Raw genomic sequence first — 17,112 nt, forward strand, 5'->3', positions numbered from 1 at the left:
TGTGAAGCCCCCCTCGAGATGAGATTTCCCATTCCTATATGGAAGTAAGACCCCTGAGAGATGATCAGGTAGATAGGCTGGAAGTGGAAGTGCAGCGATGCATGGAGCGGACCAGTACTAATCGGTCGAGGACTTGACCAATACAGTGCAAACTTGAGCGCACTGAGGATGATGGCTAGCCTAGCTAGACCCGCATCCGGTGCTCAGGCTTGCATGACTAGCGACAAATACGTCGTTCAAGGCATGATAAAACAATGATCTCCAGTTTTGAGAGCGCAAAGCCCTCAACGTAATTGAATATGAAGTGCGGTGGCGATAGCGAGAAGGATACACCTGTTCCCATGCCGAACACAGAAGTTAAGCTTCTCTACGCCGAGAGTAGTTGGTGGGTGACTGCCTGCGAGGGTAGGAAGCTGCCGCGCTTCTCAGAGACCGAGCGATCGGTCTTTTTTGATGAAAAAGTCTGGTTGATTTTCACAGAACGGTTTACAAAAACCGGTGAGATTGGTAAGCTAGACCTTGTTATGGAGAGTTGGCAGAGTGGTAATGTTGCGAGTCGCTTGCGATTTGTGGGCGCAGCAATGCGTACGGAGGTTCGATCCCTTCGCTCTCCTTCAGTGCGAAGCCAAGGCGGTTGCCTTGGCTTCTTTTTTGCGTCAGGAGTTGTTGAGAAATTCAAAAAGGCCGGCCCCGAGGCCTTTACCCCGCGGGAAACTATGCGATAATGAGAAATGAAACTTAAGTTAAGCAAATAAAGGAGTCCATTATGGTAGATACAAATCGAATCGTGCCAATTTTGGTTGGTACGGATGTCAATATTTACGGCATGGCCCGCTCATTCTATGAGGCTTATGGCGTTAAAAGTCACTGTATCGGTGTTTCGGCGCTGGCGATGACCAAGGATTCACAAATTTGTGACGTGACACTGGTTGATCAATTCAAAACCAACGACGGCTTTGTTGCTGGTTTGAAACAAATGGCAGCGAAGTATGCCACCCCAGGCGTGAAGCCGATTTTGATCACGGCTGGGGATGAATACACGGAACTGGCTATTCGCAATCGCCAGGCGCTTAAAGACCTCTACATTATTCCTTATCCTTCTGAAACCGTTCTGGACAACGTTTACTATAAAGACCACTTCTACGCCTTGTGCGAAGAAAATGACCTTCCTTACCCTAAGACCGTGGTGGTTGATCAGAGCAACTTCGAAGCCAAGGTGGCTGAACTGCCACTGCCTTTCCCGGTTGCCATGAAGCCAGCCGATGCCGCGCAGCAAATTGCGCTGAATTTTGAAGGCCAACGCAAGGCTTATAAGTTCAATGACAAGGCTGCCATTGTGGACATGATTAAGCGCACTTACGCTGCCGGTTACGATGGCCGTATTTTGCTGCAAGACTTCATTCCTGGTGGCGATACGGCCATGTATACCATTAACTTCTATGCTGATGAAAACCACAAGGTGCGGCAAATGACGATGGGGCGGCAATTGCTGCAGGACCCATCTGACTTTTTGGTCGGCAATTACGTGGCGACCTTCATTGAATACCACGAAGATATTGAGAACCGGCTGACCAAGTTCGTTGAGCACATGGGCTATTCTGGGTTTGGCAACTTTGATCTGAAGTTCGACGTGCGTGATCAGCAGTTTAAGCTGATTGAACTGAATCCGCGTCAAGGCCGCAGTGGCTTTTACACCACGGCTAGCGGGTACAACCTGATTAAGCCGATGGTTGAAGATCGCGTGTTCAACCAACCTTTCACCGCGACGGAATACGCTGATACTGACTTCTTGTGGCTTGGAGTCAACCCTGATGATGCGGTGGCAAATGTCACTGATCCGGAAATTCAAAAGCACATGCAGGCCTTAATTGATGCTGGCAAGTGGGGCAATACGCTAGAATATGCGGAAGACAAGTCATTCATGCGTAACCACCGGATTAAGAAATATTACGCCAGCTACAAAGCGCGTTTTGCCGCCAAGAAGGAAGGAAAATAGCCGATGCCAATTGTTGATTTGAATGATGCGCAGGCCGTTGCGCGCTACGAACAGTTTGTCGAGGATGCACCGTACACCTCAGTCACCCAATCGGTTGCTTGGTCCAAGGTCAAAAGTAACTGGCAGCCACTGTATGTTTATCTGGAAAAGGGGGGCCAAATCACGGCCGGGATGTCCATTTTGACTGTGACTGACAAAGCTGGCAATACCTTCGCCTACTGCTCCAAAGGCCCAGTGTGTGACCCCACTGACCTCGACACCATCGATGCCTTGGTGCAAGAAGCCTTGCCAGAGTTGAAAGCCCGCCATGCTTTTCTGCTGCGGATGGACCCAGAGCTGGATTATAGCGATGCTTTGAATGATGCGTTCAAAGCCCGCGGTTATGTGATGCGCAATCGCCAGTTCGATGGCAATCACGACACCATTCAGCCGCGCTTCAATATTGTGCTGGATATTAAAGACAAAGACATCGATGGCGTGATGGCCACGATGACCGGCAAAACTCGCACCAAGATTCGCCATGCCATGAAAAGTGGCGTGACCGTCGAAAGCGGCGATGTCGATAAACTGATGCCAGAGTTCTTTGAAGCCTACAAGACCATGAGTGACATCCACGGCATTACCTACCGCCCCTTGGCTTACTTTGACCGGATGGCCGCCGCTTTTGCCGGCAAAGGCCAGATGAAGATTTTCATCGCCCGGGTGGATGGCCAGCTGCAAGCCAGCGCCATTGCCTTTGCTTTTGGCGACAAGGTTTGGCACATGTACGGTGGTTCCATGCGCATCAAAAACAGCCTGATGATTCCTTACCTGCTGCAATATGAGATGATCAAGTGGGCCTGTGATTTGCACAAGGACCGCTACGATATGGGCGGCGTTTGGGGCCTGGATAGCAGTGATGGTTTGTATCGCTTCAAGCATCCATTCGCACCGGATACCCCAGTGCATGAATATATCGGCGAAATCGATTACGTGATGGATCAAGCCGCGTATGATGAATTCACCAAAGAATAAGTTTCAATCGAACGAGGCGGCCCTGGGCCCCTCGTTTTTGCTTGGCCAAAGCTAGGCGCCACTGGCTGACAATGCTAAAATGAGCCTTAGACTTTAACCAATTGGGGGGATGACGATGCCAACCGCAGTTACGAGCAAAACGCTGCCCAGCCAGCTTGGCCGTGGGCTCACCGTGATCGATTTGTGGGCCGAATGGTGCGCGCCGTGCCGAATTTTGAGCCCGACCTTGGCGGCGCTAGAACAAGAGCTGCCGCTGAAGGTGCTGACGCTGGATGTGGCGGGCGACAAAGCGGTGGCCGAGCAGTATCACGTGCAAAGCATTCCGACGATGCTGCTGTTTTGGGATGGTAAGCCGGTGCAAAAAATTACCGGCGCCTATCCGAAAGCCAAACTCGCCCAATTTTTCCAAACCTTTATTGAGGATAAACAGCATGGCTGATAAAATTTTGAAAACCTGTCTGCTGGCGGGGCGAATCATGATCGAAGGCGGGTCGGAAATGTACCGGGTCGACGACACCATGGCCCGCATCGCCAAAAACGCTGGGGAAACGGCGCCTCAAGTCTTCACCACGCCCACCGGGTTGTTCATCGGCGTGGCCGGCCAGCCGGACGTCCAAATCGCGCCGGTCAGCCAGCGTGGCATTGATATGGAAAAAGTCGCTGGGGTGAACAATCTTTCCCGGCAATTTGCCGCCGGTGAAATCGATCTCGACGCGCTCTACACCGCGCTGGAAAAATTGGATCGCAACACGCCATTTTTCCCGGTGTGGCTGCAGATCATCGCGGCCGCATTATGTAGTACCACTTTGATGGTGATTTTCGCCCAGAAATACGACTTCTTTGATATGCCGTTAGCTGCCGTCGTGGGTGCCATTGGCTTTGCGGTGTATCTGCGGATGAGTAGCTTGACCAAGGTGCGGTTCATGAGTGAACTGCTTGGCGCCTTCGCCGTGGGCCTAACCGCCTGGCTAGGGGTACGCCTCGGCGTCGGCCGCAGCTTGAACAATGTGATTGTAGGCGCCGTGATGCCCTTAGTACCAGGGGTGGCAATCACCAATTCGATACGCGACATGCTCGCGGGGCACTTGCTGTCGGGCATGGCCCGCGGTATGGAGGCCATTCTCAGCGCCTGCGCGATTGGCGCAGGCGTGGCCATTATTTTCCGGTTCTTTTAAGCTCTTCAACGGGAGCTTTTACCTCATTGCTTAAGGAGCGTCAGCTTATGCCACTACCGGTGCAAATTTTGATTCAGGTCAGCTTTAGCTACCTTTCCACCATCGCGTTTGCGATTATTATTAACGTGCCGCATCGTGCCTTGAACCTGGCTGGGTGGGCGGGGGCAATTGGCTGGCTGGTGTATTGGAGCCTCATGCAGCTTGCCACTGGCCGCATGCTTGCTAACCTCTTGGGCGCGTTTGCGATTGGGATTTGTGGCCTGATTTTCTCCCGCCGCAAAAAAATGCCGGTGATCATTTTCAACATTCCCGGCTTAGTACCCTTAGTCCCTGGGGCTACCGCTTATCAAGCCGTGCGGGCGCTGGTGTTAGGCAACTTCGATCAAGCCTTATCGCTTACCTTTCGGGTGGCGATGGTGGCCGGTGCGATTGCGGTGGGGTTCATGATGGCCCAGCTGCTGGCAGAGCAAACCTACCGGCGGGCTGCAATGCCGCTGGAAAAATGATATAATGGCTTCATGCGATGAGTCGAGTAACCAGTAATGGTGAAAGGTCAGCTGATCACGTCAGGCTCGCCTGACACCCGCCGGATTGTGGGGATCAGTGGTCCAAGGTTGTGGAGCCAGCGGGCCTTATCGGTATCCGGTACTGACATATGCACGGCAACCAAGTTCAACTTGGCTGGCGTGTTTTTTTTGCGTTGGCAAAGCAGAGCCGCCATAGCCCACCAGTCAGTGAAGCATTGAGGCTGATTGGCGGCGCGTGTGCGCAGATTGGCGCCCAAAGCGTAGCGGTCAATCGCAACGTTACGCGAACGTCGGCCGGTTTTTGTTAGCGGTAACAATGCCTGCGCACTTGTGGTGGCCGTGTTTTTTTCATAAGGTTAAAAAAGAAAGGAAGGATGGTTATGGGCGCTTGGTATGAGCATGCAATTATTTACCAGATCTATCCAAAATCGTTTCAAGACAGCAACGGCGATGGCGTCGGGGACCTGAACGGAATCCGGCAACGGATCCCGTACCTGCAAGCTCTCGGCATCAACACGGTGTGGCTGAACCCGATTTTCGTCTCTCCACAGGTGGATAATGGCTACGATGTGGCCAATTACTTCGCCGTGGACGAGACCATGGGTACGATGGCCGACCTGGAGGCGCTGATTGCGGCGTTGCACGCGGCGGGCATCCGCCTGATCATGGACTTCGTGCTGAACCACACCTCGGATCAGCACCCATGGTTCCAAGACGCCATTCACGCCAAAAACAGTCTGTACCGCGACTATTACATTTTCTCCGGGCATGACGGGAAGGTGCCGAACAACTGGGGCAGCTTCTTCGGCGGGTCAGTGTGGTCGCCGGATCCAGCGGGTACCGGGCAGTCGTATTTTCACCTGTTCGACCGGCGGATGCCGGATCTGAACTGGGCCAATCCCGAGGTGCGGCGGGCAATGGGGGATGTTGCCATGTTCTGGCTGGGCAAGGGTATCGATGGGCTGCGGCTGGATGCCTTCATCCACATTGCTAAGGCCGAGCTGGGGCAGGATTATCCCCTTGCCCCGGGGCAGCAGGCGCCGGTGGTGGCGGAGCCGTTTTTCGCTAACCTACCAAAGGCGCAGGAATGGCTGCGGCCGTTCTGCGACCGCATCAAAACCGACTACCCCGACGCTTTCCTGCTTGGCGAGGCAGCATCGGCCAATGTCAACCTGGCGGCGGATTACACCGCGCCCAGCCGGCACCTGATGGACAGTGTGATCACGTTCCGCTACTTCACTGAGGACGAAAGCAACCTGGATCCGCTGCTGCCAGCGCAGTACCAGCCGCGGCCACTGAACTTCACGGCGTTCAAGCAAACCCAGGCGGTGTGGCAGCAGACCCTCGCCGGAGTGTCGATGCCGACGCTGTACTGGGGCAACCACGACATGGCCCGGCTGGCGACGCGGGTGGCCAAAACCGCCACCCAAGCGCGCAGTCTGGCCATGCTGATGTACCTGCAGCGTGGCCTGCCGGTGATCTACTACGGCGAGGAGCTCGGACTGCACAACCTACAGTTCGACCACGTTGATCAGTTCGCGGATCGCACGGTGGCGCCGTTCGTAGCTGCGGTCGAGGCCACCGGGCAGTCCCGCACCGCGGCGCTGGCCATGGTGTCAGCGACGCACAAACTGCCGGCGCGGGGGCCGATGCCATGGACGGCCGGGCCGCACCAAGGCTTTTCCAGTCACCTGCCATGGTTGGTTGGACGCAGCGAGGACGCGACCAGCGTGGCCGGGCAGCAGGCCGATGAAACCAGCATGCTGCACTTCTACCAGGCGCTGATTGTACTGAAAAAGCAGCCGCTGTTTCAGGCCGGCCATTACCGGCTGTTGACCACGGCGCCCAATCTGTACGTGTACGAACGCACGCTGGCCAGCCAGCGGGCCCTGGTGGCGGTGGTCTTGGATGAGCAAGGCGCCACCTTCACCGTGCCTGAAGGCCTGACGACGGTGGCGCTGGCCGCCGGTGATTACCAACTTGAAGGTCAAACACTCACGCTTGGCGCGAATGCCGGCGTGGTGTTAAACGAAAGGGGAACTCGATAATCATGCAACTTGCAGCATTACGGCACCGCCCAGAAAGCGAAGATTGTTTTTTGTACACTCCAGATGAGCTGCGGCTGCGGCTCCACACGGCCAAGGCCGACGTGCAGGCGGTCACCGTACTGTACGGGGATCCGTATGTCACGGCGCCGAATGCGGCCACCGGGGAGCCGGAATTCGCCTATCAAGAGGCGGCGATGACCAAAACCGGCACCGGCCAAACCAGCGACTACTGGACCATCAGCCTGACCGCGCCGTACCACCGGCTGCAGTACCAGTTCCTGGTGACCGGCCAGGACGGCAGCACCATCCTGCTCGGCGACCGCGGTCTGCGCGCCGACAGCGCCGCCAACCGCCGGGCCAATCTGTTCCGAGTGCCGTACTTCCACGCGATTGACACGGTGCAGACGCCGGCTTGGGTCAAGGAAACCGTGTGGTACCAGATCTTCCCAGAGCGCTTCGCTAACGGGGACCAGACGAATGACCCCAAGGGTACCAAGCCCTGGCGGCCGGCGGATCACCCGGGCCGCGAGGATTACTACGGCGGCGACCTGCAAGGGGTGCTGGATCACCTGGCCGACCTGCAGGCGCTTGGCGTGAACGGGCTGTATTTCTGCCCGGTGTTCACCGCGATGTCGAACCACAAGTACGACACCATCGACTACTTCAACATTGACCCGGCGTTTGGCGACAAGGCTTTGTTCGCCGAACTGGTTAACCAGGCCCACCGGCGCGGCATGCGGGTGATGCTGGATGCCGTGTTCAACCACATGGGCAGCCGCAGCATGCAGTGGCAGGACGTGCTGAAGTTCGGCGCGCAGTCGCGCTTCGCCTCCTGGTTCCACATCAACCGCTTCCCGGTGGCCCCATTCGCCGCGCCGGCGCAAGGCAGCGTGCCGCAGTACGACACGTTTGCCTTCGAGCCCCACATGCCGAAGCTCGACACCAGCAGCCCGGCGGTGCAGGACTACCTGCTCGAGGTGGCGACGTACTGGATCAAGCAGTTCGATATCGACGCCTGGCGGCTGGATGTGGCCAACGAGGTGGACCACCACTTCTGGAAACGGTTCAACCAGGCAACCAAGGCCATCAAGCCCGATTTCTTCGTGCTGGGCGAGGTCTGGCACTCCAGCCAGCCGTGGCTTAACGGGGATGAGTTCGACGGCGTCATGAATTACGCGTTCACCGAACAGATTGAGGCCCACTTCCTGACCGGCAAGCTGAGCGCGCCCGAGCTGACCGCAGCGCTGACGGATCAGCTGATGCTGTACCGCGACCAAACCGACCAGGCGATGCTGAACATGCTGGATTCGCACGACACCGCGCGGCTGCTGACGGTGGCCGGTGGCGACGAGGACTTGGCCCTGCAGGCGCTGGCCTTCACCTTCCTGCAGACTGGGATGCCGTGCCTGTATTACGGCACGGAAATGGGCATGGCCGGTGAAAACGATCCCGACTGCCGGCGGCCGATGGACTGGGCGCAGCTGAAGGGGCCAATCTGGCAGCGCGTGCAGGCCCTGGTGACCTTCCGCCGCGCCCAGGCGGCAACGCTGGGCACCGGCACCACGGCGCTGAGCGTGACCGCGGCCGGGCTGCTCAAGGTGACCCGCACCGGTGCGCACACCGTGACGGCGTATTTTAACACCACCAAGCAGCCGGTGGCCCTGACCGCTAGGCCAGTGCTGGCACAGGGTTACGCCGACCAGCAGCTGGCGCCGACCGGGTTCGCCGTTATGGTTCAGTAAGATTCTGATAGCGGTAACAGGCGATTCGACCTTTTAAAAGCGGTTTCATCTTATCATAATCAGCAGTGTAGAAAAGTTCAGGTGGCGCAATTCACCTCCCGAAAGTGAAGGATGCAAGATGAAACGGATATTTGAAATCGACCCGTGGCTGGTACAAAGCCACCAATTAAACCCCAACGAGAAACGCCTGCAGGAAAGCATGACCGCCATTGGCAACGGCTACATGGGCCTGCGCGGTAACTTCGAAGAAGGTTACAGCGGTGATCACCTGCAAGGCACGTATCTCGGTGGCGTCTGGTTCCCAGATAAAACTGTCGTCGGCTGGTGGAAAAACGGCTACCCGGATTACTTCGGCAAGGCGATCAACGCGCCGAGCTTCATCGGCATGGCGCTCACCGTGAACGGTGAGCGCGTCGATCTGGCCACCAGCGCCTACCGCGATTTCACCCTCACGCTTGACCTGCACCAGGGCCTGCTGACCCGCAGCTTCGTATTTGAGGGCAAAAAGGCCACGGTGCGCTTCACCTTCAAACGCTTCCTCAGCAACGTGATTAAGGAGGCGGCGCTGGTGCAGCTCACTGCCGAAAGCTTGGCCGGACCGGCCGAGCTGACGGTGGCCGCCCAGCTCGACGGCAACGTCACGAACGAGGACAGCAACTACGACGAGTGCTTCTGGGCGCCGCAGGGGGAGGACGCCGCGGCTGGCACGATCCAGCTGCAGACCAAGCCCAACCCGTTCGGAGTCCCGCAGTTCACGGTGTTGCTCAAGCAAAGCCTGCGCCAAGGCGCAACCATTTTGCCCGGCACCGTGACTACCAGCACCGGCCAGCTGACCAGCACGGTCACGCTGGCGCTGGCGCCGAACGTGCCGGTCCAGCTGGAAAAGGACGTCATCGTGGTCACGAGCCGCGACGTCGCCCCTGAGGCCCAGACCGAAGCGGCCTCAGGGCTGATGACGCAGCTGCAGGGGCAGAGCTTCGCGGCCCACCTGGCGGCGCACACCGCCTTGTGGACCAAGCGCTGGGCCCAAAGCGACGTTGTGATTGAAGGCGACGACGCGGCCCAGCAAGGCATCCGCTTCAACCTCGCCCAGCTGTTCATGACCTACTACGGCGACGATAAGCGGCTCAACGTGGGGCCGAAGGGTTTCACCGGTGAGAAGTACGGCGGCGCGACCTACTGGGATACCGAGGCCTACGTGGTGCCGATGTACGTCGCCGCCACCCCGCCGGCCGTGACCCGGGCGCTGCTGCAGTACCGGCACGACCAGCTGCCCGGCGCCTACCACAACGCCCAGCAGCAGGGGCTCAAAGGCGCCTTGTTCCCGATGGTGACCTTCAATGGCATCGAGTGCCACAATGAATGGGAAATCACCTTCGAGGAACTGCACCGCAACGCGGCGGTCGCTTTTGCGATTTACCAGTACACGGCCTACACCGGCGATGAAAGCTACGTCAACCACGACGGCATGGAGGTGCTGGTGGGCATCAGCCGCTTCTGGGCGGACCGGGTCCACTTCTCCAAGCGCGCCGGCAAGTACATGATCCACGGGGTCACCGGGCCGAACGAGTACGAAAACAACGTCAACAACAACTGGTACACCAACACAATGGCCGCGTGGTGCCTGGAGTACACCCTGGCCCGGCTGCCCAAGGCCGATGCCGCCATTCAGGCCAGGCTGGCCGTGAGCGCCGCCGAGCAGCAACAATGGCAGGACATTATCGACCGCATGTACTATCCGGAGGACAAGAAGCTGGGCATTTTCGTCCAGCACGACACCTTCCTGGATAAGGACCTGCGGCCGGCAAGCTCGATTCCAGCAGATCAGCGGCCAATCAACCAGCACTGGTCCTGGGACCGCATCCTGCGGTCACCGTTCATCAAGCAGGCGGATGTGCTTCAGGGCGTGTACTTCCTGAACGACCGCTTCACCCGCGAGCAGAAGGAACGCAATTTTGACTTCTACGAGCCGCTGACGGTGCACGAAAGCTCGCTGAGCGCCTCGATTCATGCGGTGCTGGCCGCCGAACTTGGCAAGCAGGACAAGGCCGTTGAGCTGTACCAGCGCACGGCCCGCCTGGACCTGGATAACTACAACAACGACACGGCAGACGGCCTGCACATCACCTCGATGACCGGCGGCTGGCTGGCCATTGTGCAGGGCTTTGCCGGCATGCGCTACGACCATGATCAACTGCGGTTCGCTCCGTTCCTGCCGAAGCAGTGGCAGGGTTACCAGTTCCGCATCAACTACCGCGGCCGGGTGATTCAAGTCGCGGTTGGGAAAGAAGTGGCGGTGACCCTGCTAGCCGGCCCGCCGCTGACCGTGATGGTTGCCGGCCGGCCGCAGCATTTGGAGGTGAGCGCGCATGCTTAAAGGATTACTATTCGACCTCGACGGGGTCTTGACCGACTCGGCCAAGTTCCACTTGCAGGCCTGGAGTCAGTTGGCCACCCAGCTGGGCATCACCCTGACGCCGGCTGAGCGCGAAGGCCTGCGCGGTCGATCTCGGCTGGACTCGCTGAACCTGATTTTGGCGGCTGGTGGCCAGGAAGACCGGTTCAGTGCGGCGGAGAAAACGGCGCTGACCGACCAGAAGAACGCGGTTTACCTGCAGCTGATTCAGACGATGACGCCGGCGGACATCCTGCCAGGTATTCCGCAACTGCTGAAGGACGCGCAGGCGGCCGGCCTAAAAATGGCCATCGCCTCGGCCTCGCGAAACGCCCCGACGATTCTTGACCACCTGGGCCTGGCCGCCAGCTTCGACGCTATCGTCGATCCGGCGACCCTGCACCGCGGCAAGCCTGACCCGGAAATCTACGAGCAGGCGCAAGCGCTGCTGGGGCTCCAGGCCGCTGAGGTGATTGGTTTCGAGGACGCCTCGGCCGGGGTCGCCGCCATCAAAGCGGCTGGTCAATTCGCGGTTGGCATTGGGGATGCCCGGCGTCTGGCCGCGGCGGATTACCTAGTGAAAGACACGGCGGCCCTGCAGCTGAGCCAGTTGCAAGCGGCGTTCGCCAAAGAAAGTGGGGAGACTAATGGTTGAAATCGACTTGGACCACCTCTACAAGAAGTACGATGACGGCGAGGATTACTCGGTGGTAGACTTCGATCTTCACATCAAGGATAAGGAGTTCATCGTGTTCGTCGGGCCCTCGGGCTGCGGGAAGTCTACCACGCTGCGCATGATTGCGGGGCTGGAAGACATTACCAAAGGCGAACTGAAAATCGACGATAAGGTGATGAACGACGTGGCCCCCAAGGACCGCAACATCGCCATGGTGTTTCAGAACTACGCCTTGTACCCGCACATGTCGGTGTACGACAACATGGCGTTCGGCCTGAAGCTGCGGCACTACAAGAAGGAGGACATCGACGAACGCGTGCAAAACGCGGCGGAGATTCTCGGCTTGAAGCCGTTTCTCGACCGGAAGCCGGCCGCCTTGTCCGGGGGCCAGCGGCAGCGGGTCGCTTTGGGGCGGGCCATTGTCCGCGATGCTCCAATCTTCCTGATGGATGAGCCCCTGTCGAACCTGGACGCGAAGCTGCGGGTGTCCATGCGGGCGGAAATCGCCAAGCTTCACCAGCGCCTGAACACCACCACGATTTACGTGACCCACGATCAAACCGAGGCCATGACCATGGCCGACCGGGTTGTCGTCATGTCCGTGGGCCACGTGCAGCAAATCGGCACGCCGGCCGAGGTTTACCAGAACCCGCGGAACCAGTTCGTGGCCGGGTTCATCGGGTCGCCGGCGATGAACTTCTTCAACATGACGTACCAAGACGGCTTCGTCAGCGATGGCCAAAGCATTCGCCTCAAGGTGCCAGAAGGCCGGGCGAAGATTTTGGACGATCAGGGCTACAACGGCAAGGAAGTCGTGTTCGGCATCCGGCCGGAGGACATCCATTCAGAGGAGGCCTTCCTGGAGACCTGGCCGGACGCGGTGATCAGTTCAACCGTGTCGGTGTCCGAGCTCCTGGGCGCCACCGAGCAGCTTTACCTGAAGGCGGATGACACCGAGTACGTTGCCAACGTCAACGCGCGCGACTTCCACAACCCTGGGGACCACGTGAAAATGGGCTTCGACGTCAACAAGGCGCACTTCTTCGACAAGGACACGACAATGGCAATCGTGGCCAAGCCGATACCGCTGGAAGGCTGAGGAGGTGAAGGCATGACCCCATGGTGGCAGCAAGCCGTCATTTATCAGATCTACCCGAAGAGTTTTCAGGACAGCAACGGCGATGGCATCGGCGATTTGCCGGGCATTACCAGTCGCCTCGATTACCTCAAGCGGCTGGGCGTCGATGCCCTGTGGCTGAGCCCGGTGTACGTGTCGCCCGGCGAGGACAACGGCTACGACATTGCGGACTACGAGGCCATCGATCCCCATTTCGGGACGATGGCTGACATGGACGCCTTGATCGCCGCCGCCAAGCAGCGCGACATCCGCATCATCATGGACCTGGTCGTCAACCACACCTCCTCGGCCCACCGCTGGTTCGTTGAGGCCCGCCGCAGCCGAGACGCGCCGCACCGCGACTTTTACCTCTGGCGCGACCCGAAAGCTGGGCAGGTGCCCAACGCCATGACCTCGACCTTCGGCGGCTCGGCCTGGCAGTACGACGCGCCAACCGGCCAGTACTACCTGCACCTCTTCGGCAAGGGCCAGCCGGACCTCAACTGGGCCAACCCGGCGGTCCGCCAGGCGATTTACCGGATGATGAACTTCTGGATTGAGAAGGGCATCGGCGGGTTCCGCATGGATGTCATCGACCTGATTGGCAAGGACCCGGACCGTGAGATTCGTGAAAACGGTCCGCAGCTCCACCCTTACCTTCGCGAAATGAACCAAGCCACATTCGGCGGCACCGACCTAATGACCGTTGGCGAGACCTGGGGGGCCACGCCGGCCATTGCCCAGCAGTACTCCGATCCGCAGCACCACGAGCTCTCGATGGTGTTCCAGTTCGAGGCCATGCAGCTCGACCAGCAGCCCGGCAAGGAAAAGTGGGACCTCAAGGCCTTTGACCCGGCGGCGCTCAAGCAGGTGCTGGCGAAGTGGCAGACCCAGCTCGACTATGCGCACGGCTGGAACAGCCTGTTTTGGAACAACCACGACCTGCCGCGTATCGTGTCCCGCTGGGGCGACGATGGCCGCTACCGGGAGCGCTCGGCCAAGATGTTCGCCATCCTGCTTCACCTGCTGCGCGGCACTCCGTACATCTACCAAGGCGAGGAAATCGGCATGACCAATACCCCGGTCGCCGATATCGTCGAGGTCAACGATCTGGAAAGCCGCAACATGTACGAGGCGCGGCTGGCGCAAGGGGTGCCGCGCGCCACCTTGCTTCACGCCATCAACGTCAAGGGCCGCGACAACGCGCGCCGGCCGCTGCAGTGGGACGCCAGCGCGAACGCCGGCTTCACCACCGGCACACCGTGGCTGGGGATCAACCCCAACTACAAGACGCTGAACGTCGAGGCGGCGCTGGCGGCGCCGGAGTCTGTGTTTTACACCTACCAGCAGCTGATTGCGCTGCGCCACGAACACGACATTGTGGTGCACGGGGCCTTCACCCTGCTGGCCACGGCCCCTGGCGTGATGGCCTACTACCGCACGCTGGGCACCGCACGCTGGCTGGTCGTGGCCAACCTCACCGCGACGCGTCAGCCGTTCCACCTGCCGGCGGCGCTCAAGCGGGTCTTAATCACCAACCTGCCTGGCCTGACCGGTGAAACGCTTGCGCCGTACCAGGCCTTCGCAGCGGTTATCGATTGAATCTGGGTTACCGGTATTATTGACGCACCATGCGGGGCACCGCCTGCACGCTTGGCTTTGCCCAGGACCTCACTACCAAAATGCGGCAGCAATGTCCTGGGCGCCGCTAATCGTCGGGCTACGAACGCCCCGCTTCGCAGCTTTTATTATTCCATTAGGAGGAATCTCATCATGAAATTATGGCAAAAGATCGCTTTGGGGAGCACCGCTTTGCTATCTGCAACCGTTCTTGCCGCATGTGGTAGCTCCAGCTCCAGTTCTTCCAGCACCGACAGCAGCAAGGTTACCGGCACCGTGAAGCTCTGGGCCGATACCACCCAGGTGTCGTACTACAAGAAAATCGTGAAGAACTTTAACAAGAAGTACCCAGACGTGACGGTCAAGGTCACCCAAAGCCCGAACGGCTCCGCCAACGCGAAGACCGATGTCGGTAAGGACCCGGCCAAGGCGGCAGACGTCTTCGAAGTGCCAAACGATCAGCTGGGGTCGATGGCCGATCAGGGCTACATCAACCCGTTGTCACCAGCCGCAACCAAGCAGGTCAAGGCCAACAACGTGGCCGTGTCCGTCAAAGGCGTGACCTGGAAGAACAAGCTCTACGCCTTCCCGTTTGCTGAACAAGCTCAGACGGTGTACTACAACAAGTCCAAGCTGTCCGCCGAAGACGTCAAGGACTGGGACACCTTGACCAGCAAGGGCGTGCTGGCCACCGACTTCACCAACGCGTACAACTTCTATCCTGTCTTCCTCAGCGCCGGCACCTACCTGTACGGCAAGGACGGCGAAACCCTGACCGGCACCAACGTCAACAGCGCCGCCGGGGTCGCCGCAATGACCTGGCTGGCTCAGCAGAAGCAAAACAAGAACGTGATGCAAACCTCTAACGCTTTGAACCAGCTGAAGTCCGGCAACGCCGCGGCAACCCTGGACGGTCCGTGGAATGCGGCGAACATCAAGAAGATTCTCGGCGACGACTTCGCCGTTGCCCCGTACCCAACTGTGACGATCAACGGCAAGAAAGTGCAGCTCCAGGCCTTCCAAGGCATCGAAGCCTTTGCCGTGAACTCCCACACGGCCACCAAGAACCAGAAGGCGGCCGCAACGCTGGCTGAATTTATCACCAACAAACAGTCCCAGCTGATTGTCTACAACGAATCCGGCCAGATTCCAGTCGACAAGTCCGCCCAGAAGAGCGACGCCGTGGCCAGCGATCCAGTTGCCCAAGCGGTGATGACCATGGGCAAGCCGGGTTACTCCACGCTGATGCCAATGATGCCTCAGATGGCCACCTTCTGGAACCTGTCCGCACCACTGATCAACGGTGCTTATACTGGCTCCATCAAGGCGGCTGACTACGCTGCCAAACTGGACACCTTTGCGGCAGCCATTTCGAAGAAGAACTAAGGCTGACCCCGAGCGGCTAAGGGTCGACTCGTTAGCCGGTTCAGGAAGGAGCAATTATGTTTAAAAAGAAAAGTAATTTACCTCCTGCAGCCACGTACAAGGAAGTTTGGCAAAAAGGTGATCTCAGCTTCAAGCTATCGTTCTTCTTCATGGGCCTGGCCCAGCTGAAGCGGCGGCAGTGGGCGCAGGGTATTTCGCTGCTGGGGCTCGAGCTGGCCTTCATTGGCTGGCTGAGCTTCAGCGGGGTCTCGGCCTTGGGCATGCTGAGCAACTTGGGGGCCAACAAAACCAAGCGAGTCGTCTTCGACAACGCGCAAGGCGTGTACCTGACCAAGCTGCCGGATAACTCCGTTGTGATTTTGCTGTTCGGCGTGCTGGCGGTGATCCTCGTGCTGGCCATGATCGGCCTGTACATTGCCAGCCTGCGGTCCTTGCGCACGCTGTACGTGCAGGTGCGGGACGGCGAGCACGTTGCCACCAACCGCGAGCAGCTGCGTTCACTGCTCGACAGCCGGCTCCACCTCACTTTGATGGTGATTCCAATCATCGGAGTGATGGCCTTCACTGTGCTGCCGACCCTGTACATGATCTCGATGGCGTTCACAAATTATGATTCTAAGCACCCAATCGGCTTCTCCTGGACCGGTTTCAAGGCGTTTGGCAACGTATTGACCGGCGATTTGGCCGGCACCTTCTTCCCGGTGCTCGGCTGGACCCTGGTCTGGGCCGTCTGTGCGACGGTGACCACCTTCTTCTTCGGCGTCCTTTTGGCCATGCTGATTGAATCCAAGGGCATCACCCACAAGGGCCTCTGGCGCACGCTGTTCGTGATTGTGTACGCGGTGCCGCAGTTCGTCTCCCTGCTGATGATGGCGCAGTTCCTGGACCTGCAAGGCCCGCTGAACACGCTGCTGATGAACTGGGGGTGGATCAGCCATCCCATCAACTTCATCGGGGCCTCGGCAAACGCCACCGTGGCGCGAATCACGGTCATCGTGGTCAACATGTGGATAGGGATTCCGGTGTCGATGCTGACTTCCACGGCAATCATTCAGAACCTGCCGCAGGACCAGATCGAAGCGGCGCGCATGGACGGGGCCAACCCGTTCCAGGTGTTCCGTCACATCACCTTCCCGCAGATTCTGTTCGTGATGGCGCCGGCCTTGATCCAGCAGTTCATCGGCAACATCAACAACTTCAACGTCATCTTCCTGTTGACCGGCGGCTACCCAATGAACAACAACTACAATGGCGCGGGGGACACCGACCTGCTGGTGACCTGGCTGTACAACTTGGTCTTCGGCCAGACGCAGCGTTACAACGCGTCTGCGGTGCTCGGTATCTTGATCTTCATCATCAGTGCCACCGTGTCGCTGCTGGCGTACCGGCGGACCAACGCCTTTAAGGAGGGATGAT

General features: G+C 58.7%; 13 protein-coding genes, 1 tRNA gene and 2 rRNA genes. All 16 read left to right on the top strand.

What is annotated here, in order from left to right; all coding sequences use genetic code 11:
* A 23S ribosomal RNA gene (locus EKM90_RS01920) occupies positions 1-141 on the top strand; the annotation flags it as partial.
* 164 nt (positions 142-305) lie between these two features.
* A 5S ribosomal RNA gene (gene rrf / locus EKM90_RS01925) occupies positions 306-422 on the top strand.
* A 104-nt stretch (positions 423-526) separates the two neighbouring features.
* Positions 527-614 (top strand) — tRNA-Arg (locus EKM90_RS12725).
* A gap of 152 nt (positions 615-766) precedes the next feature.
* Positions 767-1,996 (top strand): carboxylate--amine ligase, encoded by a 1,230-nt coding sequence (locus EKM90_RS01930; RefSeq protein ID WP_125579374.1) that lies wholly within the window; start codon positions 767-769, stop codon positions 1,994-1,996.
* A gap of 3 nt (positions 1,997-1,999) precedes the next feature.
* Positions 2,000-3,010, top strand: coding sequence for a lipid II:glycine glycyltransferase FemX (locus tag EKM90_RS01935; RefSeq protein WP_125579375.1), 1,011 nt, complete (start codon positions 2,000-2,002; stop codon positions 3,008-3,010).
* A gap of 115 nt (positions 3,011-3,125) precedes the next feature.
* Entirely contained in the window at positions 3,126-3,449 is a 324-nt protein-coding gene (locus tag EKM90_RS01940) for a thioredoxin family protein (protein ID WP_125579376.1), read from the top strand.
* Complete coding sequence (locus tag EKM90_RS01945; RefSeq protein ID WP_164507816.1) at positions 3,442-4,185, top strand: threonine/serine exporter family protein; 744 nt, start codon at positions 3,442-3,444, stop codon at positions 4,183-4,185. The genes EKM90_RS01940 and EKM90_RS01945 overlap by 8 nt, the downstream gene beginning before the upstream one ends.
* Before the next feature lie 47 nt (positions 4,186-4,232).
* Positions 4,233-4,691, top strand: coding sequence for a threonine/serine exporter family protein (locus EKM90_RS01950; RefSeq protein WP_125579378.1), 459 nt, complete (start codon positions 4,233-4,235; stop codon positions 4,689-4,691).
* A gap of 401 nt (positions 4,692-5,092) precedes the next feature.
* Positions 5,093-6,760 (top strand): alpha-glucosidase, encoded by a 1,668-nt coding sequence (locus EKM90_RS01955; protein ID WP_164507817.1) that lies wholly within the window; start codon positions 5,093-5,095, stop codon positions 6,758-6,760.
* Between the two features lie 2 nt (positions 6,761-6,762).
* On the top strand, positions 6,763-8,502 hold the full coding sequence (locus tag EKM90_RS01960) for a glycoside hydrolase family 13 protein (RefSeq protein WP_125579380.1): 1,740 nt from the start codon (positions 6,763-6,765) through the stop codon (positions 8,500-8,502).
* A gap of 118 nt (positions 8,503-8,620) precedes the next feature.
* Positions 8,621-10,879 carry a glycoside hydrolase family 65 protein gene (locus tag EKM90_RS01965; RefSeq protein WP_125579381.1) on the top strand — a complete coding sequence of 753 codons (2,259 nt, stop codon included), beginning with the start codon at positions 8,621-8,623 and terminating at the stop codon, positions 10,877-10,879.
* Positions 10,872-11,552, top strand: coding sequence for a beta-phosphoglucomutase (gene pgmB, locus EKM90_RS01970; protein ID WP_125579382.1), 681 nt, complete (start codon positions 10,872-10,874; stop codon positions 11,550-11,552). Before EKM90_RS01965 ends, pgmB begins: the two co-directional genes overlap by 8 nt.
* The gene (locus EKM90_RS01975) at positions 11,545-12,672 is read left to right on the top strand and encodes an ABC transporter ATP-binding protein (RefSeq protein ID WP_125579383.1); all 1,128 of its coding nucleotides are present in this window, start codon (positions 11,545-11,547) and stop codon (positions 12,670-12,672) included. The genes pgmB and EKM90_RS01975 overlap by 8 nt, the downstream gene beginning before the upstream one ends.
* Before the next feature lie 12 nt (positions 12,673-12,684).
* The gene (locus EKM90_RS01980) at positions 12,685-14,292 is read left to right on the top strand and encodes an alpha-glucosidase (protein ID WP_125579384.1); all 1,608 of its coding nucleotides are present in this window, start codon (positions 12,685-12,687) and stop codon (positions 14,290-14,292) included.
* Positions 14,293-14,463: 171 nt separating this feature from the next.
* Entirely contained in the window at positions 14,464-15,696 is a 1,233-nt protein-coding gene (locus tag EKM90_RS01985) for an extracellular solute-binding protein (protein ID WP_125579385.1), read from the top strand.
* A gap of 56 nt (positions 15,697-15,752) precedes the next feature.
* On the top strand, positions 15,753-17,111 hold the full coding sequence (locus EKM90_RS01990; protein ID WP_125579386.1) for a carbohydrate ABC transporter permease: 1,359 nt from the start codon (positions 15,753-15,755) through the stop codon (positions 17,109-17,111).
* Position 17,112 lies beyond the last annotated feature (1 nt).

Source organism: Lacticaseibacillus suibinensis, assembly GCF_003946175.1.
GTDB lineage: Bacteria > Bacillota > Bacilli > Lactobacillales > Lactobacillaceae > Lacticaseibacillus > Lacticaseibacillus suibinensis.